At 68.8% G+C, this 24,768-nt stretch carries 24 protein-coding genes and 2 riboswitches; of the genes, 15 read left to right on the forward strand and 9 right to left on the reverse strand.

Features of this window, described 5'->3' with window-relative positions; genetic code table 11:
- The first annotated feature begins 61 nt into the window (after nt 1-61).
- The 5 genes from KOI35_RS29085 to KOI35_RS29105 all read left to right on the forward strand — a co-directional run bounded on the left by KOI35_RS29085 (nt 62) and on the right by KOI35_RS29105 (nt 7,579).
- Nucleotides 62-1,141: an ABC transporter substrate-binding protein gene (locus tag KOI35_RS29085; RefSeq protein WP_215791823.1), complete on the forward strand. Its 1,080-nt coding sequence runs from the start codon at nt 62-64 to the stop codon at nt 1,139-1,141.
- Nucleotides 1,142-1,276: 135 nt separating this feature from the next.
- Nucleotides 1,277-4,018, forward strand: a complete 2,742-nt coding sequence (locus KOI35_RS29090; protein WP_215791824.1) for an AbfB domain-containing protein — start codon at nt 1,277-1,279, stop codon at nt 4,016-4,018.
- 63 nt (nt 4,019-4,081) lie between these two features.
- On the forward strand, nt 4,082-5,605 hold the full coding sequence (locus tag KOI35_RS29095; RefSeq protein WP_215791825.1) for a sugar ABC transporter ATP-binding protein: 1,524 nt from the start codon (nt 4,082-4,084) through the stop codon (nt 5,603-5,605).
- Entirely contained in the window at nt 5,595-6,563 is a 969-nt protein-coding gene (locus KOI35_RS29100) for an ABC transporter permease (RefSeq protein WP_215791826.1), read from the forward strand. Before KOI35_RS29095 ends, KOI35_RS29100 begins: the two co-directional genes overlap by 11 nt.
- Nucleotides 6,564-6,565: 2 nt before the next feature.
- Complete coding sequence (locus KOI35_RS29105; RefSeq protein WP_215792034.1) at nt 6,566-7,579, forward strand: ABC transporter permease; 1,014 nt, start codon at nt 6,566-6,568, stop codon at nt 7,577-7,579.
- On the opposite strand, the gene KOI35_RS29110 is transcribed toward KOI35_RS29105, so the two are convergent.
- From KOI35_RS29110 to KOI35_RS29120, 3 genes are all read right to left on the reverse strand, one after another.
- Nucleotides 7,572-8,285, reverse strand: a complete 714-nt coding sequence (locus KOI35_RS29110) for an anti-sigma factor family protein (protein ID WP_215791827.1) — start codon at nt 8,283-8,285, stop codon at nt 7,572-7,574. The two genes, KOI35_RS29105 and KOI35_RS29110, sit on opposite strands and share 8 nt — an antisense overlap.
- A complete protein-coding gene (locus KOI35_RS29115) occupies nt 8,282-8,803 on the reverse strand; it encodes a sigma-70 family RNA polymerase sigma factor (RefSeq protein ID WP_215791828.1) in 522 nt (173 codons plus the stop codon). The genes KOI35_RS29110 and KOI35_RS29115 overlap by 4 nt, the downstream gene beginning before the upstream one ends.
- 212 nt (nt 8,804-9,015) lie before the next feature.
- A complete protein-coding gene (locus tag KOI35_RS29120; RefSeq protein ID WP_308121201.1) occupies nt 9,016-10,134 on the reverse strand; it encodes a neprosin family prolyl endopeptidase in 1,119 nt (372 codons plus the stop codon).
- A 277-nt stretch (nt 10,135-10,411) separates the two neighbouring features.
- Here KOI35_RS29120 and KOI35_RS29125 point away from each other — a divergent pair, with 277 nt between their 5' ends.
- From KOI35_RS29125 to KOI35_RS29140, 4 genes are all read left to right on the forward strand, one after another.
- Nucleotides 10,412-11,404, forward strand: coding sequence for a magnesium transporter CorA family protein (locus KOI35_RS29125; RefSeq protein ID WP_246613918.1), 993 nt, complete (start codon nt 10,412-10,414; stop codon nt 11,402-11,404).
- A gap of 93 nt (nt 11,405-11,497) precedes the next feature.
- Complete coding sequence (locus KOI35_RS29130; RefSeq protein ID WP_215791829.1) at nt 11,498-11,989, forward strand: cysteine dioxygenase; 492 nt, start codon at nt 11,498-11,500, stop codon at nt 11,987-11,989.
- Entirely contained in the window at nt 11,983-12,393 is a 411-nt protein-coding gene (locus tag KOI35_RS29135; protein WP_215791830.1) for a rhodanese-like domain-containing protein, read from the forward strand. Before KOI35_RS29130 ends, KOI35_RS29135 begins: the two co-directional genes overlap by 7 nt.
- Nucleotides 12,394-12,441: 48 nt before the next feature.
- On the forward strand, nt 12,442-12,672 hold the full coding sequence (locus KOI35_RS29140; RefSeq protein WP_215791831.1) for a hypothetical protein: 231 nt from the start codon (nt 12,442-12,444) through the stop codon (nt 12,670-12,672).
- On the opposite strand, the gene KOI35_RS29145 is transcribed toward KOI35_RS29140, so the two are convergent.
- On the reverse strand, nt 12,577-14,064 hold the full coding sequence (locus tag KOI35_RS29145) for an MFS transporter (RefSeq protein ID WP_246613919.1): 1,488 nt from the start codon (nt 14,062-14,064) through the stop codon (nt 12,577-12,579). The two genes, KOI35_RS29140 and KOI35_RS29145, sit on opposite strands and share 96 nt — an antisense overlap.
- A 54-nt stretch (nt 14,065-14,118) precedes the next feature.
- Here KOI35_RS29145 and KOI35_RS29150 point away from each other — a divergent pair, with 54 nt between their 5' ends.
- Nucleotides 14,119-14,835 carry a TetR/AcrR family transcriptional regulator gene (locus KOI35_RS29150; protein WP_215791833.1) on the forward strand — a complete coding sequence of 239 codons (717 nt, stop codon included), beginning with the start codon at nt 14,119-14,121 and terminating at the stop codon, nt 14,833-14,835.
- 35 nt (nt 14,836-14,870) lie between these two features.
- A complete protein-coding gene (locus tag KOI35_RS29155; RefSeq protein WP_215791834.1) occupies nt 14,871-16,403 on the forward strand; it encodes a GGDEF domain-containing protein in 1,533 nt (510 codons plus the stop codon).
- 14 nt (nt 16,404-16,417) lie between these two features.
- Here the strand turns inward: KOI35_RS29155 and KOI35_RS29160 are convergent, their stop codons facing one another.
- Nucleotides 16,418-16,963 carry a YajG family lipoprotein gene (locus tag KOI35_RS29160; RefSeq protein WP_215791835.1) on the reverse strand — a complete coding sequence of 182 codons (546 nt, stop codon included), beginning with the start codon at nt 16,961-16,963 and terminating at the stop codon, nt 16,418-16,420.
- A 53-nt stretch (nt 16,964-17,016) separates the two neighbouring features.
- Nucleotides 17,017-18,018, reverse strand: coding sequence for a LacI family DNA-binding transcriptional regulator (locus KOI35_RS29165; RefSeq protein WP_215791836.1), 1,002 nt, complete (start codon nt 18,016-18,018; stop codon nt 17,017-17,019).
- 73 nt (nt 18,019-18,091) lie between these two features.
- Here KOI35_RS29165 and KOI35_RS29170 point away from each other — a divergent pair, with 73 nt between their 5' ends.
- Nucleotides 18,092-19,333 (forward strand): MFS transporter, encoded by a 1,242-nt coding sequence (locus KOI35_RS29170; RefSeq protein ID WP_215791837.1) that lies wholly within the window; start codon nt 18,092-18,094, stop codon nt 19,331-19,333.
- A 108-nt stretch (nt 19,334-19,441) separates the two neighbouring features.
- Here the strand turns inward: KOI35_RS29170 and KOI35_RS29175 are convergent, their stop codons facing one another.
- Both KOI35_RS29175 and KOI35_RS29180 read right to left on the reverse strand, forming a co-directional pair.
- Entirely contained in the window at nt 19,442-19,720 is a 279-nt protein-coding gene (locus KOI35_RS29175) for an Atu4866 domain-containing protein (RefSeq protein WP_215791838.1), read from the reverse strand.
- Between the two features lie 39 nt (nt 19,721-19,759).
- The gene (locus KOI35_RS29180) at nt 19,760-20,362 is read right to left on the reverse strand and encodes a TetR/AcrR family transcriptional regulator (protein ID WP_308121203.1); all 603 of its coding nucleotides are present in this window, start codon (nt 20,360-20,362) and stop codon (nt 19,760-19,762) included.
- Between the two features lie 179 nt (nt 20,363-20,541).
- Between KOI35_RS29180 and KOI35_RS29185 the strand changes: the two genes are divergently transcribed.
- Together KOI35_RS29185 and KOI35_RS29190 are read left to right on the forward strand one after the other, a co-directional pair.
- Complete coding sequence (locus tag KOI35_RS29185) at nt 20,542-21,438, forward strand: ABC transporter permease (protein WP_215791840.1); 897 nt, start codon at nt 20,542-20,544, stop codon at nt 21,436-21,438.
- Nucleotides 21,389-22,207 carry an ABC transporter ATP-binding protein gene (locus KOI35_RS29190; RefSeq protein WP_438870627.1) on the forward strand — a complete coding sequence of 273 codons (819 nt, stop codon included), beginning with the start codon at nt 21,389-21,391 and terminating at the stop codon, nt 22,205-22,207. The genes KOI35_RS29185 and KOI35_RS29190 overlap by 50 nt, the downstream gene beginning before the upstream one ends.
- A gap of 3 nt (nt 22,208-22,210) precedes the next feature.
- Here KOI35_RS29190 and KOI35_RS29195 read toward each other — a convergent pair whose 3' ends face one another.
- Entirely contained in the window at nt 22,211-23,239 is a 1,029-nt protein-coding gene (locus tag KOI35_RS29195; protein WP_215791842.1) for a coiled-coil domain-containing protein, read from the reverse strand.
- Between the two features lie 3 nt (nt 23,240-23,242).
- A riboswitch (cyclic di-AMP (ydaO/yuaA leader) is annotated at nt 23,243-23,379 on the reverse strand.
- A 211-nt stretch (nt 23,380-23,590) separates the two neighbouring features.
- Nucleotides 23,591-23,723, forward strand: a riboswitch (cyclic di-AMP (ydaO/yuaA leader).
- A gap of 3 nt (nt 23,724-23,726) precedes the next feature.
- Between KOI35_RS29195 and KOI35_RS29200 the strand changes: the two genes are divergently transcribed.
- Nucleotides 23,727-24,764 (forward strand): coiled-coil domain-containing protein, encoded by a 1,038-nt coding sequence (locus KOI35_RS29200; RefSeq protein WP_215791843.1) that lies wholly within the window; start codon nt 23,727-23,729, stop codon nt 24,762-24,764.
- Nucleotides 24,765-24,768 lie beyond the last annotated feature (4 nt).

The following is a 24,768-nucleotide window of genomic DNA, read 5'->3' on the forward strand; positions in this document are numbered from 1 at the left end:
CGTGAATGTGTTTCCAGGTGGTTACTCCCCGATAACACATCCACCGCTAAGGAGCTCTGTCATGAGCGTTTCTCACCGCAGTTGGCGGCCGGCGGCCGCGATCCTCGGTGCGGCCCTTCTCTTCGTCAGCGCATGCGCCAAGTCCGAAGACAGCGACACGGCCTCCAGCGGCACGGCCCCCTCGGCCGGTGCCCAGGTGGTTCAGTCGGCGTCGGCCGATGCCGCGACCTGCACTCTCGAACAGTTCGGCGGCACCAAGATCGACCTGAAGACGGCCAAGGTCGGCTTCTCCCAGTCGGAGAAGGAGGCCAACCCGTTCCGCATCGCCGAGACGCAGTCCATCAAGGACGAGGCGGGCAAGCTGGGCATCACCCAGCTCACCACCACCAACGCGAACTCGCAGTTCAACAAGCAGATCAGTGACGTCGAGCAGATGATCGACTCGGGCGTGCAGCTGCTGGTCATCGCGCCGCTCAACTCGGACGGCTGGGACTCCGTCTTCGCCAAGGCGTCGGCCAAGAAGATCCCGATCGTCACCATCGACCGCAAGATCAACGCCACTCCCTGCAAGGACTACCTGACCTTCATCGGGTCGGACTTCGCCGAGCAGGGCAAGCGTGCGGCCGACGAGATGGCCAAGGCGATGGGCAACAAGGGCAAGGTCGCGATCCTGCTCGGCGCGCCCGGCAACAACGTGACCACGCTGCGGACGAGCGGCTTCAAGGACCAGATCGCCAAGGTCGCGCCGGACATCCAGGTCGTGTTCGAACAGACGGGCAACTTCGCCCGCGAGGAAGGGCAGAAAGTCACCGAGCAGCTACTGCAGTCGAACCCCGACATCAACGGCATCTACGGGGAGAACGACGAAATGGCGCTCGGCGCGATCACGGCCCTGAAGGGCGCCGGCAAGAAGGCCGGTGACGTCAAGGTCGTCTCGATCGACGGCACCAAGGGCGCCGTGCAGGCCATTGTGGACGGCTGGGCCTCGGCGGTCATCGAGTCGAACCCGCGTTTCGGCCCGCTCGCGTTCGAGACCGCGACCAAGTTCTTCGCGGGTGAGCCGGTCGGCCAGGACATCATCATCCAGGACCGGCAGTACGGCACGGACAACGCCAAAGCGGACATCAGCGCCGCTTACTGAGTGACCTGCCGGGCGGCGCCTCGCGTGCCGCCCGGCAGTTTTGGCGCATAGACGTTCATCTATTGCTGCGATGTGTGCGATCACGTCAGTATGTGTGCGTCCTCGCACGGCTCACTCTTTCGAAGGAGAGAGAACGTGACTGCACATCCCCGGAGGTTCCTCGCCCTCGCCGTAGCTGCCCTGACGGCCAGCGCCGGCGCGGTCGTGGGGTTCGCCTCGCCCGCAGCAGCGTTCGTTCCGAAGACGCCACCGCTGACCACCCCCTGGACCAACCAGGTCAGCACGACCAACCCGCTCCCCGAATACCCCCGCCCCCAGCTGACCCGCACCGACTGGCAGAGCCTCAACGGCATCTGGCAGTTCGCGGGCGCCTCGAACATCAACACCCCGCCGACCGGGCAGACCCTCGGCGAAGAGATCCTCGTGCCCTACCCGATCGAGAGCGCACTCTCCGGGATCATGCGGCGGCAGGACTACTCGTACTACAAGCGCTCGTTCACCGTCCCGGCCGGTTGGTCGGGCAAGAACGTGCAGCTCAACTTTGGCGCCGTCGACTGGCAGTCCAAGGTCTGGGTGAACGGCACGCTGCTCGGCACCCACGAGGGCGGCTACGACAAGTTCTCGTACGACATCACCAGCGCTCTCCGAGCCGGCAGCAACGAGATCATCGTGGGCGTCTGGGACCCGACCGAGTCGCAAGACATCCCGGTCGGTAAGCAGCGCATCAACCGCGGCGGGATCATGTACACGCCGTACTCGGGAATCTGGCAGACGGTCTGGCTCGAACCGACCAACCCGGCCCGGATCACCCGGCTCGACACCACGCCGAACGTCTCGGCCGGCGGGCTCGACCTGGTCGTGCAGGCCGCCAACGCAAGCGGTCAGCAGGTCACCGCGCAGGTGCTCGCCGGCGGCACGGTGGTCGGTTCGGCCAGCGGCACGGTCGGCTCGTCGTTCCGCGTCCCGGTGCCCAACGCCCACCTCTGGACCCCCGACGATCCTTTCCTGTACGACCTACGCGTCACGCTGGCCAGTGGTGACGCGGTCGGCGGCTACTTCGGCATGCGCTCGCTCGGCAAGGCGATGCTCGGCGGCGTGCTGCGGCCGACGCTCAACGGCAAGTTCGTCTTCCAGATGGGCACGCTCGACCAGGGCTACTGGCCCGACGGCATCTCGACCGCCCCGACCGACACCGCGCTGCGCTTCGACCTGGAGCAGCAGAAGGCGCTCGGCTTCAACATGGTCCGCAAACACATCAAGGTGGAGAGCGACCGCTGGTTCTACTGGGCCGACCGCCTGGGCCTGATGGTCTGGCAGGACATGCCCGCGCTGGCCAGCGGCCGCGACCCGTCCACGGCCGGCCGCACCCGGTTCGAGAAGGAACTCAAGGAGATGATCGACGAGCACAAGGGCATCACGTCGATCGTGCAGTGGGTGCCGTTCAACGAGGGCTGGGGCGAGTACGACGCCGGCCGCATCGCCGATCTGGTCAAGAGCTACGACCCGACCCGGATGGTCAACCACAACTCCGGTTCCAACTGCTGCGACTCCGACCCCGACCCGGGCAACGGCGACGTCATCGACGACCACCAGTACGTCGGTCCGGGCATCACCCGCCCGCCGACAGCGACCCGGTTCGTGGTCAACGGCGAGTACGGCGGCCTGGGCCTGCGCACCGCCGGGCACGAGTGGCCGACCAGCGGCAAGTTCGCGTACGAGTGGCTGCCCGACTCGACCGCGCTGACCAACCGCTACATCCAGATCACCGGCCGGATGGTCGACCTGATCAACGGCAACGGCCTGTCCGGTTCCGTCTACACCGAGCCGACCGACGTCGAGGAGGAGCTCAACGGCTTCTTCACGTACGACCGGCAGATCCGCAAGATGGACTTCGCCCGCGTCCGTGAGGTCAACCTGCGGGTGATCGCCGCGGCCACCGGCGGGACGCTGTCGGTGAACCGGCTGGCCTCGCTCAAGGTCACCACGCCCGGCTACACCAACCGCTACCTGCGCCACGCGGGCGGCGCCGCGCGCACCGACGTGATCTCGACGTCGAGCTCGACCGGTGACCGGCAGGACGCCACCTATTGGACGCGCCCCGGCCTGTCCAACGCCTCCTGCTACTCGTTCGAGTCGCGCAACTTCCCGGGTCAGTACCTGCGCCACCGTGACTCCCGGGTCTACCGCGAGGCCAACTCCGGCGGTTCGTTCGCCGGCGACGCCACGTTCTGCGCCCGTCCCGGCCTGTCCGGCGGCGGCACCTCGCTCGAATCGGCCAACTTCCCCGGTCGCTACCTGCGGCACCGCGCCGAAGAGGTGTGGGTCGAGGCGAGCACCGGCGGGTCGTTCAACGACGACGCGACCTGGGCCGTGGGCGCTCCGCTGTGGCGCAGCGGCGCCGACCTGACCGTCGGGCAGAACCGGTCGTTCCGGGTCACCACGGCCGGCTACGACAACCGCTACCTGCGGCACCGGGACAGCCTGGCCCGCACCGACGTGATCACCACCGGCAGCTCGGTCACCGACCGGCAGGATGCCACCTTCACCGTCCGCACCGGTCTGGCCGACAACAGCTGCTACACGTTCGAATCGGTCAACTACCCCGGCCGCTTCCTGCGCCACGCCAACTACCGCCTGCAGACGGCGACCAACGATGGCACCGCCACGTTCCAGCAGGACGCCACGTTCTGCGGCCAGCCCGGCCTCAACGGCGGGGCGGGCAACATTTCGCTCGAATCGATCAATTACCCCGGTTACTACTGGCGCCACTACGGCGAAGCGGTTTACATCGCCACCAACGGCGGTGGCAACACGTGGGACAACGCCGGCAGCTACAACGCCGACGTGACCTGGAACAACGCGACCCCGCTGGGGTAGCTGAGAACCGCCGGGCGGGGTGGTTCCCTGACCACCCCGCCCGGCACCGAACAGGAGAGCTCTATGGCGTTGCTCGAAGTCGCCGACGTCTCGAAGATATTTCCGGGCGTACGCGCCCTCGACTCGGTCTCGTTCACCCTGCAACCGGGCGAGGTGCACGCGCTGGTCGGCGAGAACGGCGCCGGTAAGTCCACATTGATCAAGGTGCTGACCGGCGTCTACCAGCCGGACGGCGGCGAGCTGCGCTACCAGGATCAACCGGCCCAGTTCGGCACCCCGATGGACGCCCAGCGGGCCGGCATCTCGACCATCTATCAGGAGGTCAACCTCGTCCCCCTGATGACCGTGGCGCAGAATCTCTTCCTGGGCCGGGAACCGCGGAACAGCTTCGGCATGATCGACCGCGGCCGGATGGACCGCGAGGCCCGCGAGGTGCTGGCCGGCTACGGCGTCACCACCGACGTACGCCGTCAGCTGGGCACCCTCGCCCTGGGCGCGCAGCAGATGGTCGCCCTGGCCCGGGCCGTCATGATCGACGCCAAGGTCGTCATCATGGACGAGCCCACCTCGTCGCTCGAACCGCGCGAGGTGCAGACGCTGTTCGGCGTCATCCGCGACCTGCACGCCAAGGGCATCGGCATCATCTACGTCAGCCACCGGCTCGACGAGCTCTACGAGATCTGCGACGCGGTCACGATCCTGCGCGACGGCAAGCTCGTGCACACCGGCAAGCTGGCCGAGCTCGAGCGGATCAAGCTGGTCTCGCTCATGCTCGGGCGCGACATGGCCGAGGTGCGGCGGGAGGGCGCGACCGCCTTCTCGGGCGAGGGCACCGGTGACGAGTCGGCCGCGCCCGTGCTGCGGGTGCGCGAGCTGAACAGCCGGCACAAGCTGCACGACGTGACCTTCGACGTGCGTCCGGGCGAGGTGGTCGGGCTGGGCGGGCTGCTCGGCGCCGGCCGGAGCGAGACGATCAAGGCCATCGGCGGGGCGTACCACCTGGACAGCGGCGAGATCGAGGTCGACGGGAAAGAGCTGAAGAAGCCCACTCCCGTACGGGCGGTGAAGGCGGGCATCGCCGTACAGCCCGAAGACCGTAAAGCCGAGGGCATCGTGCCCGGCCTGTCGGTGCGCGAGAACATCGCCCTGGCCGTGCTGCCGCGCGTGTCCCGCGGCGGGTTCGTCTCCGACTCGAAGATCGACGAGATCGTCGACCGCTACATGAAGCGGCTGCGGATCAAGGCGTCCAGCCCCGACCAGGCGGTGGGCGACCTGTCCGGCGGCAACCAGCAGAAGGTGCTGCTGGCCCGGCTGCTGGCCACCGACCCCAAGGTGCTGCTGCTCGACGAGCCGACCCGCGGCATCGACGTCGGGGCCAAGGCCGAGGTGCAGTCACTGATCGACGAGCTGGCCGGCGAGGGACTCGGCGTCGTGCTGGTCTCGTCCGACGCCGAGGAGCTGGTCGAGGGCTCGGACCGGGTGGTCGTGCTGCGCGACGGCGTCGTGGTCGGCACCCTGACCGGCACCGAGGTCACCACCGAAGACCTGATGTCCACCATCGCAACGGAGGCCCACCGTGAGCACTGAGACGGTGGCCACCCGGCCCACCCTCGACACCGCGCGGCTGAAAGCCTGGCTGCCCAAGTACGGCGTCTACGCCGCCATCGTGCTGCTGGTCGTCTACAACATCTTCTTCACCCCGTACTTCGCGACCTGGAGCAACCTGCGCATCCAGCTGATCCAGGTGGCGCCGATCGTGATCGTGGCGCTCGGCATGGCGCTGGTGATCGGCACCGAGGGCATCGACCTCTCGGTCGGCTCGGTGATGGCCCTGGCCGCCGCGTTCATCCCGCTCTACCTCGGGTACGGCGTGGTCGCCGCGATCATCGTGGCCCTGCTGGCCGGGGTCGCGGTCGGCTTCATCAACGGCGTACTGGTGGCCAAGGTCGGCCTGCAACCGATCGTCGCCACACTCGCCCTCTTCGTCGGCGGCCGCGGGCTCGCGGTCGTGATCAGTGAGGGCAAGCTGGTCGACATCCGCAACTCCGACTTCCTCTACCTGGGCTCGGGCGACCTGCTCGGCATCCCGGTGCTGGTCTGGATCGCCGCCGCTCTGGTCCTGGTCGTCGGGTTCGTGGTGCGCCGCACCGTCTTCGGCCGGCGGCTACTGGCCATCGGCGGCAACCGGCCCGCCGCCGAGCTGGCCGGTCTGCCGGTCAAGCGGGTTCTGATCATGGTGTACGTGGTCTGCGCGGTACTCGCCTCGATCGCCGGCCTGCTCTCGGTGGCCCGCATCCAGTCCAGTGACGCGTCGTCGGTGGGCCTGCTCATCGAGCTGTCCGCGATCACCGCCGTGGTCGTCGGCGGCACTCCCCTGACCGGCGGCAAGGTGCGCGTCCTGGGCACCGTCGCCGGCGCCATGCTCATGCAGCTGGTGATCGCCACGATGATCAAGCACAACCTGCAACCCTCCACCACCGAGATGGTGCAGGCCGTGATCATCCTGATCGCGGTCTACGTGGCCCGAGAGAGGAAGACCCGGTGACCATGACGAACATCTCGGGCCCGGAGACCCCAGCCATCGTGGCTGAGGACGTCCGCAAGGCCGAGCGCACCGACCGGATCGTCGGCACCGTCCAGCGACAGGGCGCACTCGCCGTCCTGATCGTCGTGCTCGTGATCGCGCTCGCGTCGTTCCCGAACTTCCGCAGCTTCGACAACGCGGCCACGATCCTGGTCGCGGCGGCCCCGCCGATGCTGATCGCGCTCGGCATGACCTTCGTGATCATCACGGGCGGCATCGACCTGTCGGTCGGATCGCTCTACGTGCTCGGGGGCGTGCTCGCCGCCTGGGCCTCGCAGTACGGGATCCTGGCCGCGTTCCTGCTGCCCCTGGCCGTGTGCGGGGCGATCGGACTGGCCAATGGACTGCTGATCGCGTACACGCGAATGGCTCCCTTCATCGTGACGCTGGCGGCTCTGCTCGGCGCCCGGGGCCTGATGCGGGCGATCAGCTCGGAGGGTTCCAACACCTACCTGGTGCAGAGCGACGCGCTCCGCAAGCTCGGCAACGGGTCATTCCTCGACATCGGATACCAGGTCTGGCTGGTCGCGGCGCTCGTCGTGATCGGCATGGTGGTGCTGGCCCGCACCCGGTTCGGCTCGTCGATCTACGCCGTGGGCGGCAGTGAGGACGCGGCCAGCCTGATGGGTGTGCCCGTACGCCGTACGAAGGTCTGGGTCTATGTCCTGTCGGGTCTGCTGGCCGGCCTGGCCGGGGCGATCAACGCGGCCAAGCTCGGCTCGGGCGTGACCGTGCTGGGCACCGGCATGGAACTCGACGCGATCGCCGCCGTGGTCATCGGCGGCACGCTGCTCACCGGTGGCGCGGGCACGATCGCCGGCACCATCGCGGGCGTGCTGCTCCTCGGCGTGATCCAGAACCTGATCAACCAGGTCGGCAACCTCAACAGTAACTGGCAACAGGTGATCAGCGGGACGTTCCTGGCCCTGGTCGTGGTGGCCCAGACCTATCTCGTACGTCTCCGAAGAGTCACTTAACCACTTCGGCCGACCCCAGCACGTGCCCCTTGTGGTCCTGGACCTCGATCCGGCTGACGTTGCGCAGCTGGATCGAGCTGGCCCCGATCACCTTGGCGTTCCCGCTCGGCGTCGTGCCCCACACCATCGCCTGTTCCACCTCGCCCGAGGCGGCGCGGACCTGGCAGTGGAAGGGGCCGTCGCCGCCGAGCTTGCTCACGTCGAGGGCCACCGAGACACCCCAGGTCTTGGGGGTCAGCACCGCCTGACCGGCCATCCCACTGCCCTCGGCCGGCTCGAACTGGGCCGTGACCAGCTGCGGGCTCGGCAGCACCTGGGCCGGCCGGTCCTCGCGGTTGACCCGGAGGACGCCGATGCCGATGGCCACCGCGACCAGCACCACGGCCGCCGCGGCCAGCCAGCGGGCCCCGGCCTTGCGGCTCTGGCGCGACCGCTCGGCCCGCATCCGGCGCAGCAGGCCCTCGATGTTCTCGGCACTCGGCCGGGCCGACAGGCTGACCGGCGGCGCGGCCACCTCGGGGTCGTCGCGGTGGGCCTCGGGCAGGCGGCGCAGCAGTTCGGGCACGGCGGCCAGCCGGTCCAGCTCGTCGCGGCAGCGGTCGCAGTCGCGCAGGTGGGCGTCGAGCCGCTCGGTGTCGGCCTCGTCGAGACCGCCGAGCAGATAGCCGCCGAGCAGAAGGTGCAGCTCGTCGTGGTCGGGGCTCATCGCAGCACCCCCATCTCTTCGAACACCGTGCGCAGCGCCCGCACCGCGTAATAGGCCCGGGACTTGACCGTGCCCTCGGGCACCTCGAGCTTGCGGGCCGCGTCGGCCACGCTCTGCCCCTCGTAGTACATGGCCTTGACCACGGCCTGATGATCGGCCGACAGCCGCTGCAGCGCCTCGGCGACCAGCCAGCCCTCGACCATCTCGTCGACGTTGTCGGCCGACGGCATGTCGTTGACCGCGGCCTCGTCGGCCACCAGATGCGGCCGGCGCTGCTCGGCCCGCCACGCGTTGGTGACCACGTTGCGCGCGATGGTCAGCAGGTAGGAGCGGGTGCGGCCGCGGTCGGGGTCGAGATTGTCGATGTGCTTCCAGGCCCGCAGCAGAGTCTCCTGCACCAGGTCTTCGGCCCGGTGCCGGTCGTGCACATAACGCAGGATGAAGCTGAGCAGGACCGCATAATGCTCGGTGTAGAGCGCGGTCATCAGCTCCTCGTCGGGGCTCACCCGTCGCCTCATCCGCGCCCGCCTTCTCGAACGTCCGGTTCGCCACCACGTTGTACACCGCGGCGGCCCGGGTGGTTCGACCGGGCACGCTTTTACCCTCGCAGGTCACTGCCTCTCCCGGGCCGCTTCGGCACCGGCGAGTCTTTGCACGGGCAGGCCACAATGCAGAACGATGCCCGGTCCCCCTCGCCGGGACCGGGCATCGCGTCATATATGCCGACTCGTCAGCAGAATCCTGAACCCGGACCCCCGTACCGGAAGGAACGCAACGAGATCGGCGAAACCGGATAGATCTTGGAATTGGTGCTGCGGATATACATGTCGATCTTGTCGGTCGTCGGACCGTCGATGAACGAGACGCTCGAGACGCGGGCCGCGGCGTCCTTCACGGCGTCGGTGCCGTTACCCATGTCGGTGCACGGGTTGTCGCTGATCGTCGCGACCTCGCCGAAGACCTGCACGTAGCCGGAGCGGTTGAACTTGACGCCCTGGTCGTTCCAGTTCGACTCGGGGAAGTAACCGATCCACGACGTGTCGTAGGCGATCCACCAGCCCTTGTCGTAGTACTGGATGCCGAACTTCTTGGTCACGCCGTAGCTGAGCGTCGCACCCGGGTTGATCTCGCCGTCGGCCTGGACCCAGCCGCATTTGTTGTAGCAGGTGGGCTTGCCGTTGACCCAGTGGAAGACGAACAGGTGCGGGTCGTCGTCGCCGTTGACCAGGCGGTCGACCGTCCAGCCGACCTCGACCGTCTGCTGCCCGTCGGCCGACTGCAGGGCCAGCTCGGCCAGCGTGTGGTAGTCGGTCTTGTCGAGCTCGGGCTTGCCGATCGTGATGTTGGCGTAGACGCCGGCGCTGTCGGCGGCCGTCGATCCGACGTTGTACAGGTAGTTGACCTTGGTCTCGGCCTTGAGGCCGAGCGGCTGCGGCGGCGGCGGGACCTCATCGGTCTCCTCCGACTTCATGACGCCGCCCTTGATGCTGCGGCCCTTCGGCGCCTCCACCGCCTCGGGGACCAGCGAGCTGTCGGGCTCGGCCAGCGCGGCCGAGAGGCCCTGGTCCTTGAGCGACTTGCTGCTGGCACCGTCGCGGCCGGCGCGGATCTTCTTAGGAGCGTCGCCCCAGGGGAGCTTCGGCGGCGGCGTCGCGTCCAGGTCTTCGTCGGCGATGGGGATGTCGGGGTCGGATGAGTCGGGAGCGTCAGCGGCGGCCGGAGCGCTGCTCGCCTCAGGCGGGCTCGCGATCTGGTCGGCGCCCGCGTTGACCGTGGAGACGACGCCGATGGCGCCGATCACGGCGATCGCTAGGCCGGCGGCCAGGAGACCGCGGCGTGACTTCAACACTTGTCCGTCCTCGTTGATCGGGGGTTCGGAGGGAGCGGGCGAGGTGGGCCTCCGGCACCGGTTCTCGGCGGCGACGTCACCATATAGCTTTCTCGATTGCCCAGCGCCTGCTCAGAACGATTTCCGCCTTAACGGCTGAGGCGCTGAGCCGATCCGGTGATACATCGGTGCATTTCGTTGACGGAGCGTATCCGCACGACTCCGGAGGGCCGTCATTCACACACTGTTAGGAAAGAGGCTAAGTGCCACGAGCTTCTTTCAGGTCTAGCGTGAGTTCATGGCCGCGATCACGGTGGTGGCGTTCACCGGCGATACCGTCGAGAGGCACTCGGTGGCCGATGTGGCCGGTCTCCTCGAGCGCCCGGAAACGCTTGTCTGGGTGGATATTCCGGAATGCAGCGACGAGGCCGTGACCATGCTGACCGACGTGCTACATTGCCACCCCCTGGCCGTCCGTGACTGTATGCAACGGAATCGCGTGCCACGTGTCCGGATATATCCGCATCAACAACTCCTGATCTTGCACGGTCCGGAGCGCGGACCATCCGGGCATATCCACTATCTCGAACTGGATCAGTTGATCGGCGATAAATATGTCGTCACCGTGCACGGTCCGATCAATCCGAATCTGTCCATCGAGATCGCACTCCGGGAGACCGACGCGGTTCGCCGCCGGCTCGAAAGTGGACGATTCCGGCCCTCCTCGCCGTACGAGCTCTCGCACGCGATCACCTCGGCCCTGACCCACGGGCTCGAGGCCTTCATCGAGGAACTGACCTCCGACGTGTGGCAGCTCGAGCAGCGGGTCACCGGCGGCCACATGGGCAACCCGGAGGCCTTCCTCGAAGAGCTGTTCCAGGCCCGGCACGGCCTGCTCGCCGTACGGACCATGGGCGCACTCGGCGCCGAGGTGTACGGCCGGATAGCGGCCCTGGGCACGCGCGTGCCGGCCGAGGAACTACCCCTGATCAACGACGTGGTCGACCAGCTCAACCGCATCCGGGCCCTGGCCGACGGCGAACGCGAGTACCTCCAGGGCGTGATCGAGTTCTACCGCGTACGGGCCGAGACCAAGATGACGATCGCCGCCGAGCGCCTGGCCGTGATCGCCGTGGTGACGTTGCCGATCACCGCACTGTCGTCCATCTACGGCATGAACGTCATCGTCCACGACACCACCCAGACAACCCAGCTCATCGTCATCCTGAGCATCATGGCCGTGATGTCCGCCCTCCTGCTGACCTGGGCCAAGCGACGCGGCTGGTGGTAGTCCCCTCCCAAAATCCGGACTTCGCAACACTGTGACGCGTGTCCGGCTAGCCTTGGCGGCGATGTGGCGGTAAACCTATAGGACTGATAGGCAATGTATGCAAAGCGAGGAGCTCCCGTGACCGCGACCGCAGTCGACGCCCGACTCGACCATCTCGCCATCGCGACCCGTTACGCCGCCACGCCCGAGCAGTGGCCGCTGGCGCCCCGGTTCAACCCGGTCGAGCGCTGGTACCACCGGCTGCACGTCGCCGACGACCACGAGGTCTGGCTGCTGACCTGGCTGCCCGGCCAGGGCACCGAGTGGCACGACCACGGCGGCTCGGCCGGCGCGTTCCACGTGTTCGGCGGCACCCTCACCGAAGACACCGTCGACGCGTCCGGCCGCGCCACCGCGCGTGAGCTGGGCGAGGGTGCCGGCCGCCGGTTCGGCGAACACCACGTGCACCGGATGACCAACCGTTCGAACGTGCCCGCCGTCAGCGTGCACGTCTACGGGCCCGCGCTCACCACGATGACCAAATATCGTCTCGGCGCCGCGGGTCTCGAGGTGCTCACCGTCGAGCGGGCCGGCGCGCAATGGTGACCGTGGCCCCGCCCGGCTCCCTGGGCATCGACGAGATCCTGGCCAACGCGCGCACCCGGCTGACCCGGGTCGGCCCGCACGAGACGGCCGCCGCGATCGGCCGCGGTGCCGTGCTGGTCGACATCCGCCCGGCCGCCCAGCGGGCCGAGTTCGGCGAGATCCCGGGCGCCGTGATCATCGAGCGCAACGTGCTCGAGTGGCGCCTCGACCCGCGCAGCGAGGCTCGCCTCCCGTTCGCCGGCAGCTACGCGCTCGAGGTGATCGTGACCTGCCAGGAGGGCTACACGAGCAGCTTGGCCGCGGCCGCCCTGCAGGACCTGGGCCTGTCACGGGCGACCGACCTCGACGGCGGTTTCGCCGCGTGGCGCGACGCCGGCCTGCCGACAATTCCGGGTTCCTCCTAAGGGAAGAACCCGTTCCGGGCCCGTACGGAAGGAAATAGCGTCCCCGTCATGTGGTGGCGCATCTCGCTCTTCATCGTCGGGCTGTACTTCGTCGTCCGCGCGGTCGCCGAGCCGTTCGTGATCGACTTCGGCGACCCGGCGACCTATCAGAACGACTGGGGCGGCCCCAACCTGCTGGGCGTCTTAGCCGTCCACATGGGACCCGGCGTGCTGGCGGCGGCCCTCATGCTTCTCTGGATCCGGCGCCGCCGGCGCATCCTGGCCGCTGCGAACGGCTAGCCGCGGCAGCAGGAAGGACAGGCCGAAGGCGGCCGCCAGCAGCAGGAACGCCACCCCGGCGGTGAAGATCGTGGCGTCCTGGAAGCCGTGCCGCGGCACCAGCGCGAAGAAGATCGTGCCGAGCACGGCGATGCCGAACGCGCCGCCGAGCTGCTGCACCGAGGTCAGCGCCCCGGACGCGGATCCGGTCTCCTCGTCGTCCACGCCGGCCAGCACGATGTTGAAGAACGGTGCCATCGCCAGCCCCATGCCGGCCCCGATCACGACCAGCGCCGGGATCAGGTGCCACGGGGTGATGGTCGCGCCGGCCAGCCACGCCGTGAACCCGAACCCGACCGTGCCCGCCATCATCACGCCGGTGCCGATCTGCAGCAGCTTGCGGCCGAGCCGCTCGCTGAGCCCGGAACCGGCCGCCACGAAGCCCGCGACCGACCCGAGCGCCTGCGGCAACGTGGTCAGGCCGGCCTTGAGCGGCGACCAGCCCAGGCCGATCTGCACATAGAAGGTGAAGACCAGCCCGGTGCCGATCAGGGCGGCGAAGAAGACCAGGCCGACCGCGAGCCCGCCGCTGAACGCACGCTTGCGGAACAGGCTCGGGGCGACCAGCGGGTCGAGGCCTCGGCGCTCGCGGCGGGACTCGTGGATCGAGAACAGTCCGAACACCGCCAGCCCGGCCGCCAGCATCACGAAGCACCAGACCGGCCAGTCCAGTTCGCGTCCCTGCACCAGCGGGTAGAGCAGCAGGAAGGCTCCGACTGCGGCCAGCACAACACCCAACCAGTCCAAGCGGGGAGCCCGTACGCTGCGGAACTCGGGCAGGAACCGCAGCGCGCCGACCACGGCGAAGATCCCCAGTGGCAGGTTGACGAAGAAGATCATCCGCCAGCCGGTCCCGAAGAAGTCGGCGTCGACCAGCCAGCCGGCCAGGATCGGGCCACCGACCGACGACAGGCCCATCACCGGGCCGAACGCGCCGAACGCCTTGGCCTGCTCGGACGGCGCGAACATCTGCTTGATCATGCCGAGGCCCTGGGGCAGCATCACCGCGCCGAACAGGCCCTGGACGGCCCGGCCGACGATCAGCTGGCCCGGGGTCTGGGCCAGGCCGCAGGCGAGCGAGGCCAGTGTGAACCCGGCCGCGCCGATCAGGAACAGCCGGCGCCGGCCGAAGATGTCGCCCAGCCGGCCCCCGGTGAGCAAGCCGATGGCCATGGACAGGGTGTACGCCGCCCCGAGCCACTGGATCAGGCTGTACGACCCGCCGAGCTCGGCCCGGATGGCCGGCCCGGCGATGTTGGTGACCAGCGCATCGAGGAGATCCATCACCTCGACCGACAGGATCACGAAGAGCGCGACCCAGCGCCAGCGGTAGTTCGAACACTGTTCGTCCATCACGAACATCGTTCTACTAGCGAACGGCGTTCGCGTCAAAGTAAATTGCCGACGATGACTGAGCTCAACTGGCCCCCCGGTGCCCGGCGCCGCGCCCGTCCCGCCAAAAATCCGCTGACCCGGCCCGAGATCGTCCGCACGGCACTGCGCCTCGTCCAGAGCGAGGGCATCGACGCAGTGAGCATGCGACGGCTGGCGGCCGAGTTCGATACCGGCCCGGCCAGCCTCTACGCCCACGTCACGAACAAGGACGAGCTGCTTCAGCTGATGTTCGACGAGATGTGCGGGCTGATCACCATCCCCGAGCTCGACCCGCCGCGGTGGCAGGAGCAGGTCAAGGAACTGGCCCGATCCGGCCACGCGGCGCTGGTGGCGCACAACGACCTGGCCCGGGCGGCCCTCGCGACCATCCCGACCGGCCCCAACGCGCTGCTCGTGTCCGACGCGATGCTGGGCATGATGCTGGCCGGCGGCATCCCGGCCCGGATCGCGACCTGGGCGATGGACCGGATCTTCCTCTACATCACCTCGGACGCCTACGAGTATTCGATCTGGCGACGCCAGGTGCGCGAGGCCGGCAGCGACAAGACCACCTACATCGGACAGCTGGGCGCCGAGGTCCAGTCCTATTTCGACCAGTTGCCGCCCGACCTCTATCCGAACGTGCGCCGGCACGCGTCCGAGCTGATGGGCGGGACCCCCGAAGACCGCTTCGACCTCGGCCTCGACCTGCTGGTTGACGGATTGGTCAGGTACGCGGCAAATCAGTAGTAGTTGATCGCCCGTCCGATGTTGATACTGGGACCATGGAGGGCGAGATCGTGCCGGTGACGGCATTCGGGCCGCTGCAGTTGCTGGCGGTCCGGGTTCATCGGCTGGCCAACACCGGCCACGGCCACGAGGCCCTCGCGGCCGCCGACGCCTATCTGGCCATCGCCCACGCCGTCGGCGACGACCGCACGACGCTGTTCCTCATGCAGGGCCAGATGTATGCCAACCTCCACATGGGACGCCTGGCCGAGGCGTACGACCTGGGCGAGCGACTGCTCCGGCGGCACCGGTCGGCCGTCGGCGAGGCCAAGACCCTCTGCGACCTCGCCCAGATCGACGTCCTGCGGGGGCGGTACTTCCTGGCGATGCGCAACCTGGCCCGGGCCGGCGTGCTGCTCGACCGGACCGAACCGCAGACCGACACCGAACGGCGGGTCTCGGCGCTCTGCTCGTTCGCCGAGGCGGCCACCGCGGCCGAGATGTACGAGACCGCCGCCACCACGTACGAGCAGCTCAGCATCCGGAAGTCGAGCTTCGCGCTGGTGCACGCGGCCACCCTGCTGCACTGGGGGCTCCGGCTCAGCCACGTCGGCCGGCCCGACGAGGGGGCGGCCCGGCTGCGGCGCAGTGCCGAGATCACCCGGCAGCACGTCGAGCGGCGCCCGGACGACGTGGTCGCGGTCGCGATGCTGGCGCTGGCCCTGGCCAAGCTGGGCGACGTGGTACCGGCCGAGAAGCTGGCCCGCGAGTCGGTGATGCCCCTGCGCGAGGCCGAGAACTACCGGTACGCCCGGATGGCCCACCTGGCCCTCGGCATCAGCCTGCGTTCCCAGGGCGCCCTGGCCGAGGCCCGGACCGAGTTCGTGGCCGCCCGCGAGCTGTGCGCGTTCGGCACCCGCCCCGACGAGAAGCCGGTGATCCGGTTCGAGCTGGCGCTGACCGCCCTGGCCACCGACGACGGCCAGGCCGGCCGCGACATGTTCGAGGCGGTCGAGGGCCAGACGCGGGAGCTGTGGCGGCTGCGCGAGCAGCGGGTCGCGATGCTGCGCCAGGCCCGCCAGCGCGAGGAGTCCGAGCTGGCCCGGGCCCGGGCCGAGCGCGAGGTGCTGCGTGACCCGCTCACCGGCCTGGACAACCGGCGCCGCTTCGACCTGCTGATGCAGGGCATCGACCGGGGCCGGGTGACGGCCCCGCTGGTGCTTCTGATCGTCGACGTCGACCACTTCAAGGCGGTCAACGACGCGTACTCGCACGCCACCGGCGACCGGGCACTGCGCGAGGTGGCCGGCATCCTGCGCGCCCACTGCCGGGCCGAAGACATCCCGGTCCGCTACGCGGGTGACGAGTTCACCGTGTTTCTGCAGGGTGACCTGACCGTCGGCCGCGAGGTGGCCGAGCGCATCCGGGCCGCCGTGGCCCGCACCGACATCCTGCCCGGCGTACGCCTCACCGTGAGCGTCGGTCTGGCCGCGCTGGCCGACGGCATGTCCGGCGAGACCCTGTTCCGCGAGGCCGACGACCGCCTCTACGCGGCCAAATGGAGCGGTCGCAACACTATTGCCTCATAGTGGCTTCACTTGCCTCATAGTGGCTTCACGATCGACGACCGCCCGCTGTACAGGCCGCGCGAACCATCGGGCCCGCGCGGGGTGTCCGGGGCGTCGAGCCACACCACATAGGCGACGCCCGAGAGGAGCCCGCTGATCGTCGCGCCCGAGGTGCACTCGGAGCCGGTCGTCACGGTCTGCCAGACGGGTTCGGGCTGGGCACCGCTGACCAGATCCTGCCGGACGGCGGTGACGCGGTAGCGGTTGCCGTAGCGGTTGGGCCATTGCACCTTGATCGAGCCGGTCCCCACCGTGACGATCATCGGGATCATGACCTTCTCGATGTCCTGCTCCCACTGGACCGCGCAGGCCGAGCCGGTGGGCAGGTACGACACCGGCGGCAGCCCGCCCCGGTAGGAGCCGCTGGGAGCCACGCTCGGAGCCGCCGTCGCCCGGCCGGGATTGACCGTGACCCAGGCCGGACCCGTGGGTGTCGGAGTCGTGCTCACCGACGGCGCCGGGGAACCGCATGCGCTCAGCAGGAACGGCAGCACCACGAGGGTGAATCCCCGCAACCGCATCTTTCCCCCGAACCGAGTCCTTTCTCTTCAGTTCGGCCCGATCGGCCCGGGGCTTAGGCGCCCGAGGGGCCGGTGGTCCCGCGCACGACCAGCCGCGGTGGGATCACCACCTCGCGATGCACGACCGGGGCGCCGTCGATGCGCTCGACCGCCCGCGCCACGGCCAGCGTCGCCATGGTCTCGATGTCCTGCGCGACGGTGGTCAGGTCGATGTGCGCGAGCCGGCTGAAACTGCTGTCGTCGTAGCCGACCACGCTGAGGTCGCCCGGCACCGAGATCCCGTGGCGGCGCAGCACGTCGAGGAGCCCGGTGGCGCTGAGGTCGTTGAAGACGGTCACCGCGGTCGGCGGATCGTCCAGCAGCACGCGGGCCGCCCGCGCGCCGTCCTCCTCACCGAAACCACCCGAGACGATTTTCCCGTACGCCTCCAGGCCGTGCCGCTTCATCGCATCGCGATAGCCCTGTCGCCGTTCGGCCGAGGCCAGCCAGCGCCCACCGTCGACGTGCGCGATCCGGCGGTGCCCGAGGGCGACCAGATGATCGACAGCCAGGTGCAGCCCGCGGGCGTCGTCGGTGCGCACCACGTCGATGTCCCGGCGGCGCACGTTGCGCATCATGGCCACCACCGGCAGCCGGGCCGCCAGCGCGCCCAGCTCGGCCACGGTGATCTGCGGTCCGAGCAGCACGAGCGCGGCGCACCGATCCTGCAGAAGACCCGCGATCGCCGTACGTTCGTCGCGTCGCGGGGTGACCGCGCTCAGGGTCAGCTCGTACCCGATCCGCTCGGCTGCGTCGTACAGGCCGGTCAGCAGGTCGTCGTGGAACGGATGCTGCACGCCGAAGACCACGCCCAGCAGCCGGCTCTGACCACTGCGCAGCAGGCGGGCCCGGCTGTCGGGCTGGTAGTCGAGCCGGCGGGCGACCTCGAGCACCCGCTCCCGGGTGGCCGCACTGGCGCCCGGGGCGCCCCGCATCACGATCGAGACCAGCGCCACCGACACACCCGCCTCGGCGGCCACGTCGGCCAGCGTCGTGCGACGTCCCTCCACGGTCATGACCGAAGAATTTACCGTGGATCACTAGAACGTTCTAACCCGCCGCGCCCTAGAACGTTCTAGAGTCGAGGACGTGGAGAACCTCACCGCCCGCCGCCGCTGGGCCGCGCTCATCGCCCTCGCCCTGGGCGGCTTCGGTCTCGGCCTGACCGAGTTCGTGGCCATGGGCCTGCTGCCCGACCTGGCCCGCGACCTGCTGCCCGAGGTGTACGCCCGGTCGTCGGCCGAGGGGGTGGCCCAGGCCGGCTGGATGATCACCATCTACGCCCTGGGCGTGGTGGTCGGCGCACCCACGATCGCCGCCCTGACCGCCCGGATGCCACGCCGGCGCCTGGTGCTCCTGCTACTCCTGATCTTCGTGACCGGCACGGTCGCCTCGGCCCTGGCCCCCACCTTCGGCCTGGTGCTGGCCGGACGCTTCGTGGCCGCCCTGGCCCACGGCGCCTACTTCGGGGCGGCCGGACTGCTGGCCGCCTCGATGCTCGGACCGGGCAGCCACGCCAAGGGCTTCTCGATCGTGCTGAGCGGCCTGACCGCGGCCAACGTCTTCGGCGTCCCGCTGATCACCGGCCTCGGGCAGGCCGCGGGCTGGCGGGTGGCCTACCTGGCGGTGGGTGGCGTCTTCGCCCTCACCCTGCTCTTCGTGCTCTTCACGGTGCCCGAGGTCGCCCCGGCCGCGGGCGGGTCGGCGCGGGCCGAGCTGGGCGCCTTCCGCTCCCGCCAGGTCTGGCTGGCGGCGGCCGTGGGCGCGATCGGGTTCGGCGGCTTCTTCGCGGTGAACAGCTACATCGCCCCGGTGACCACGCACGTGACCGGGCTGCCGGAGTCGTACGTGCCCTGGGTCCTGGCCGTGATGGGCCTGGGCATGACCGTCGGCAACGCCATCGGCGGCGTCGCGGCCGACCGCAACCTGCGCCGCAGCGTGCTGCTCGGGTTCGTCGCCATGATCGTCACGGTCGCCCTGTTCGGGATCGTGGCCCACCATCCGGTCGGGCTCTTCGCGTCCGTTTTCCTGATCGGCGCGGCTGCCCTGTTCATCGGCCCCGCCCTGCAGGCCCGCCTGATCGCCGTGGCGCCCCGGGCCCAGTTGATGGGCGCGGCGGTCAACCAGTCCGCCTCCAACGTCGCCAACAGCGTCGGAGCGGCCCTGGGCGGCGCCGTGATCGCGGCCGGCTGGGGTTACCTGTCCGCGGCCTGGATCGGCGTCCTGCTGGCGCTCACCGGCCTGGTGCTGGCCGTGTGGAGCTTCCGCCTGGACCGGCGCCCCTCCCCCGCCGAGTCGGAGCCAAGCTATCCGGAGCCCGCCCCGGTCTGAGCCGGCCCTGTGGACAACCGCGCGCTGTGGATAACCCGAGTTCGCGGAGCCACAGCGCGTAAGGTCGGGGCCCGCCCCCTGGTCGGGCGGGGTGGGCCGGTGAGCAGCCTAGAGAGCGACGCGCCCGAGCCGGTGACCGGCCATCTCGAGCGCGTCGCCGCGCACGGTGACCGGCGTGTGCAGGCCGGAATCGTCGTCGAGAGTCAAGACGCCGTCTTCGAGGTGATAGGTGCCGCGCGCCGGACGCTTGCGGCCGAGCACCTTTCCCACGTACGTTCCGTCGGTCTTGATGTCGAGACGAACCGTGCCATCCGCGCTCAACCAGGGACCGACCGGAACACCCGCCGCGTCCAGATCGGTGGTGTCGACATGCCGGTGAAAACGCATGGCCCTACCATCGGCCGCGCCGGCGCCGTTCGGACGTTTTCAGCCCGCCGAACCGCGCAGGGCGGCCGTGACCGCCACCATCAGCTTGTCGAGGTATTCGGCGTCGGGTTTCGACCGCGAGACGGCCAGCCGCCAGTAGAGCGGGCCGAGGATCAGGTCGACCGCGACGTCCGGATCGGTGCCCTCGGGCAGTTCACCCCGGGCCACCGCCTGGCCGATCAGCTTTTCGCCGACCGCCTGCTGGTGGGTGCGCAGGGCGGTCTGCAGCGTCTCGGCGATCTGCGGGTTGCGCGCGGCCTCGGCCATCAGATCGGGGATGATCTGAGAGGCGATCCGGTGTTGCAGGGCCCGGCTCACGATCATCATGATCAGCTGGAGGTCACCGGCGAAGCTGCCGGTGTCGGGCAACGGGACACTGCGACCGGCCACGTCCGACACGATCTCGAGAACCATCTCGAGCTTGTTGCTCCAGCGGCGGTAGATCGCGGTCTTGCCGACGCCGGCGCGGCGCGCCACCGCCTCGATCGAGAGCCGGCCGTAACCGACCTCGGCCAGTTCGTACATCACGGCGTCGCGGATCGCCACGGTGATGTCGGTTCGGAGCACCGCGGCCCCGGCTGGTGCGCGCTTTCCTGTTGCCACCCGGTCACTATACGCCAGGACGTTACGGTTGCGTTCCGCCCTTTCGTCCGATAGCCTTTCCGGCACGTCGATACGAAGCCGTACCATCGGCGGAGACTTGACATGCTGATTGAGTGTTCTCGCCTAAAGAACCAGGGCCCGGTTCCTCGCACGGGCCGACGAGATCGGAGCACCACCCCATGGCTCAGACGGCGGTCGCCGATTCCGACACCGGGCCATCGCTCACCGAGCTGGCCCGTCGGCACGGCCTGACGAAGGCGGGGCGTCTGCCCAGCCTGCCGGAATACACCCGGCACCTCTGGTCCTACCGGCACTTCATAGCCGCCTTCGCCAACGCCAAGGTGAGCGCGTCGCTGGGCAGCACCAAGCTGGGCGTGGTCTGGCAGCTGCTGACCCCGCTGATCAACGCCGGCGTCTACTACGTGATCTTCGGCGTTCTGATCAACACCAAGCAGAACGTCGACAACTTCATCGCGTACCTCTGTGCCGGTGTCTTCGTCTTCGGGTTCACCCAGACGGTGGTCCAGGCGGGTTCCCAGTCGATCACGGCCAACATGGCCCTGATCCGGGCGCTGCACTTCCCCCGGGCCAGCCTGCCCATCGCGGTCACCCTGGTCGAGGTCCGCAACATGATCGCCTCGATGATCGTGCTGATCGCGATCGTGCTGCTCACCGGTGAGCCGATCAACGCCCAGTGGCTGCTGCTGATCCCGGCCCTGCTGCTCCAGTCGTTCTTCAACGCGGGTCTGGCGCTGTTCGTCTCGCGACTGATCTCCAAGGTCACCGACATCCGGCAGCTGATCCCCTACATCCTGCGCATCTGGATGTACGGGTCGGCCGTGCTCTACCCGGTCACGTTCTTCTCCCAGCGGCTGCACGGCTGGGAGCTCGCCCTGGTCGAGTCGAACCCGATGCTGATCTTCATCGAGCTGGTCCGGCACGCGCTGATGGAAAACGTCGAACTGGCCCAGCCGGCGCCGCTCCTGTGGCTGCAGGCCGTCGTCTGGACGGTGCTCGTCACCGTCGGTGGTTATGTCTACTTCTGGCGCGGAGAGAAGGGCTACGGCCGTGGCTGACAGCGAGCGGGAACCCACCGTCATCGCGGACAACGCGCACGTCGTCTATCGCATCTACGGGTCGGCCGCGGCCGGCTCACAGACGCCGCTGGCCAGCTTCAAGCGCATCATCACGGGCAAGAAGAGCGCGGCCGTACGCGAGGTGCACGCGGTCAAGGGGGTCAGCTTCGTCGCCTACAAGGGCGAGGCGATCGGCCTGATCGGCACCAACGGCTCCGGCAAGTCGACGCTGCTGCGGGCGATCGCCGGGCTGCTCCCGGTCGAGCGGGGCGGCGGCATCTTCGCGGCCGGCCAGCCGTCCCTCCTGGGGGTGAACGCGGCGCTGATGAACGATCTGTCCGGCGAGCGCAACGTCGAGCTCGGCTGCCTGGCCATGGGCATGACGCCGGCCGAGGTCAAGCAGCAGACGGCCGACATCATCGAGTTCTCCGGCATCAACGAGCGGGGCGATTTCAGCTCGCTGCCGATGAAGACCTACTCGTCCGGCATGTCGGCCCGGCTGCGCTTCTCAATCGCCGCCGCCAAGAAGCACGACGTGCTGCTGATCGACGAGGCGCTCGCCACCGGCGACGCGAAGTTCCGCAAGCGCAGCGAGCAGCGGGTCCGCGACCTGCGCCAGGAGGCCGGCACGGTGTTCCTGGTCAGCCACAGCGAGCAGTCGATCCGCGACACGTGCGAGCGCACCATCTGGCTCGAATCCGGCGTGATCCGAGCCGACGGTGCGACCGACGACGTGATGAAGGAGTACGAGACCTACGTCAACAAGTAGGGCTCAGCGCACTGATAAATGCACGTGGTTGGTGTGGTCGCTCGAGGGGTCGCCGTTGCCTCTCGAGTACGCCTTCCAGCCGCTCGACGGCAACCAGATGCGTTTGAACCAGATGACGTAGAGCACGCCGAGCCGGTCCGAGTTGTTGATGAAGTAGTTGGCCAGCCTGGTCCCGTACGCCTTGTCGGACCCCGACGCGACCCCGCCGAAACCCTTCTTCTCGGCCGCGAAGTCGCACGCCTGCCCCTTGGGATGCTCGCCGCTGTTCTGGTGGCGGAAGCAGGCCACGTAGTGATCGAACCCGTCGGACTGGGCCTGCTTCAGCGCGTGCAGCATGCGCGGCGTGATGCAGCCACTCGTGGTGGGGTCGTTCTCGGTGCAGCCCTCGGAGGGCAGTGACCCGTCGGAGTTGCGCTTGGTCGGGGTGGCCTTGTCGCTGGACCCGCCGTCGGTCGGCTCCTTGGCGTCGCCGCCGGTGTTGGCCGCCTTGAGCGCCGCCTCGGCCTGCACCTTGCGCTTGGCCATCACGTTGACCTGCTTGGCCTGGTTGCGCACCTCGATGTCGATGGCCAGCTTGGCCTGGGCCTGAGCGTCCCGGTTGGCCTTGAGATCGGCGACGACCTGGTTCTCCTTGACCGCGACGGTCTCGAGCGTCTCCGCCCGGTCGAGGAAGCCGCTGGTCGAGTCGGCCCCGAGCAGCGCCGTCATCGGACCGAGACGACCGGTCCGGTACGACTTCTGGATGATCTCGTCGATCGCAGCCTGCCGCGGCGCCAGGTCGGCGTCGAGCTGCTTGAGCTTGGCCGCGAGCTGGGCCTGCCGGCTCTTCGACCGGGCCAGGGCCTCCTTGGCCTCGACGAAGCCCTTGGAGGCCGCCTCGAGCTGCTGGATCAGGGACTTGGGGGCGCCCTCGCCGTCGTCGCCGGTGTCACCCGGCGCCGCGGCGGCCGGACCGACGAAGGCCAGCCCCGAGAGCGCGACGAGCAGGGCCAGCAGGGCCGCCGTTCGTCTTCGGACAGTCTTGTGCCGCACGCCTGTTCCTTCCGTCGGCCGCCGACCGAGTTAGCTGACGGGTTCGGGACGGAAAGTGATCCCTACCGCAAATGCGGATTCACCCCGGAAGTACGTGGTTCCCCGGCTCGTCCGTAAAGACGATTAGGCGGCGGTCCCCTGGGGGTGGGGGCCGGGTCCGACCATACCCATTACATCGACTGATCGACAGTTTTCGTACGCTCCGCGATAGCCCGGCAACGACCCGTCACCGCAATTACGGAATGTGTTTGAGTGACTACAAGATTGCCATTTCCCGAGTCCTGAAGACCGGCGAACTCTCGGGTAAACTGGCCGCCGGTCATGCCACCGAGGCACCGCCCCCGAGGTGCCGGCAGACCACCGCCCAATCGCCGCGAGGCGAGCCGGGGAACCAGGTCAGTGGGGTGCATCCGCGCAAGCGGTAGGGATCGCTTCCGTCCCGAACCCGTCAGCTAACTCGGTCGGCGGTTTACCGGAAGGAACTGCATTGACCGTACGACCCCGCCGGTGGCTGATGCTTGCCCTGGCGCCGATCGTGGCACTGTCTTTCCTGGCCGCGCCCGCCGCACCGGCGAGCGCCGAGCCGGGTGACGGCAACTCGGCCTCGCCCGACGAGGGCTCCGCGGGCGACACCGTGGGCAAGAACGCCACCCTCGACGACGTGATCGAGTCGTCGAACCGGCGCTTCGTCTCGGCCAAGGCCGCCGTGTCGAAGTCCACTACCGCCCAGAAGAAGCTGGCCGTCGACATCCGGACTGCCGAGGCCAAGCGCCTCTCGTTGCTGCCCGAGGTCAACGCGATCGCCGGCCAGCAGTATCGGACCGGGCATCTCGGCGCGGCCAGCTTCCTGCTCGGCAGCCAGAGCTCCGACGACTTCCTGCACAAGGCGGTCTCGCTCGAAGAGATCAACACGCTGCAGGACCGCAAGCTGGCCGAGCTGAACAAGGCGATCGACGAGGTCAACACCAAGAAGGCCGCGCTCGACGCCGAGGTCAAGAAGCAGCAGACCAACCTGCTGGCGATGAAGAAGCAGAAGGACGCGGCCGACAAGGCACTGGCCCTGGTCGGTGGCGAGAGCCTCACGCACGGTCTGGTGCTGGCCGATTCGCCCGACGCCGCGCCCGCGCCGCGCAATTCCGACGGCGGTTTCTCGCCCGAGGGCTGCAACGTCGACGACCCGACGACCGGCGGCTGCATCACCGCGCGCACGCTGCACCTCTACAAAGAGGTGAAGAAGGCCGGCTTCAATCGATTCGTCGGCTGTCACCGCGACGGTGGGCCGTTCGAACACCCGAAGGGCCGGGCCTGCGACTGGTCGCTGCAGAACCGCGGCTTCTCGGTCGCGCACAATAGCGACATGCGCACGTACGGTAATAACCTGATGGCATTCCTGGTGCGTAATGCCGACCGGCTCGGTATCTATTACGTCATCTGGTTCAAGCAGATCTGGTTCCCGGCCAGCGGCTGGAAGTCGTACAGCGGGCCGAGTGACCACACCGACCACGTACACGTATCGCTGCTCTGAGCAC

This window comes from Paractinoplanes bogorensis (assembly GCF_018829635.1).
Taxonomy (GTDB): domain Bacteria; phylum Actinomycetota; class Actinomycetes; order Mycobacteriales; family Micromonosporaceae; genus Actinoplanes; species Actinoplanes bogorensis.

What these genes read in the sequence shown, in the direction of transcription:
- KOI35_RS29105 (WP_215792034.1), top strand. Translation starts at nt 6,566, where the DNA reads ATGACGAACATCTCGGGCCCGGAGACCCCAGCCATCGTGGCTGAGGAC.
- KOI35_RS29175 (WP_215791838.1), bottom strand. Translation starts at nt 19,720, where the DNA reads ATGCGTTTTCACCGGCATGTCGACACCACCGATCTGGACGCGGCGGGT.
- KOI35_RS29085 (WP_215791823.1), top strand. Translation starts at nt 62, where the DNA reads ATGAGCGTTTCTCACCGCAGTTGGCGGCCGGCGGCCGCGATCCTCGGT.
- KOI35_RS29130 (WP_215791829.1), top strand. Translation starts at nt 11,498, where the DNA reads ATGTATGCAAAGCGAGGAGCTCCCGTGACCGCGACCGCAGTCGACGCC.
- KOI35_RS29095 (WP_215791825.1), top strand. Translation starts at nt 4,082, where the DNA reads ATGGCGTTGCTCGAAGTCGCCGACGTCTCGAAGATATTTCCGGGCGTA.
- KOI35_RS29160 (WP_215791835.1), bottom strand. Translation starts at nt 16,963, where the DNA reads ATGCGGTTGCGGGGATTCACCCTCGTGGTGCTGCCGTTCCTGCTGAGC.
- KOI35_RS29165 (WP_215791836.1), bottom strand. Translation starts at nt 18,018, where the DNA reads ATGACCGTGGAGGGACGTCGCACGACGCTGGCCGACGTGGCCGCCGAG.
- KOI35_RS29125 (WP_246613918.1), top strand. Translation starts at nt 10,412, where the DNA reads ATGGCCGCGATCACGGTGGTGGCGTTCACCGGCGATACCGTCGAGAGG.
- KOI35_RS29140 (WP_215791831.1), top strand. Translation starts at nt 12,442, where the DNA reads ATGTGGTGGCGCATCTCGCTCTTCATCGTCGGGCTGTACTTCGTCGTC.
- KOI35_RS29145 (WP_246613919.1), bottom strand. Translation starts at nt 14,064, where the DNA reads ATGGACGAACAGTGTTCGAACTACCGCTGGCGCTGGGTCGCGCTCTTC.
- KOI35_RS29110 (WP_215791827.1), bottom strand. Translation starts at nt 8,285, where the DNA reads ATGAGCCCCGACCACGACGAGCTGCACCTTCTGCTCGGCGGCTATCTG.
- KOI35_RS29150 (WP_215791833.1), top strand. Translation starts at nt 14,119, where the DNA reads ATGACTGAGCTCAACTGGCCCCCCGGTGCCCGGCGCCGCGCCCGTCCC.
- KOI35_RS29135 (WP_215791830.1), top strand. Translation starts at nt 11,983, where the DNA reads ATGGTGACCGTGGCCCCGCCCGGCTCCCTGGGCATCGACGAGATCCTG.
- KOI35_RS29115 (WP_215791828.1), bottom strand. Translation starts at nt 8,803, where the DNA reads ATGAGGCGACGGGTGAGCCCCGACGAGGAGCTGATGACCGCGCTCTAC.
- KOI35_RS29185 (WP_215791840.1), top strand. Translation starts at nt 20,542, where the DNA reads ATGGCTCAGACGGCGGTCGCCGATTCCGACACCGGGCCATCGCTCACC.
- KOI35_RS29155 (WP_215791834.1), top strand. Translation starts at nt 14,871, where the DNA reads ATGGAGGGCGAGATCGTGCCGGTGACGGCATTCGGGCCGCTGCAGTTG.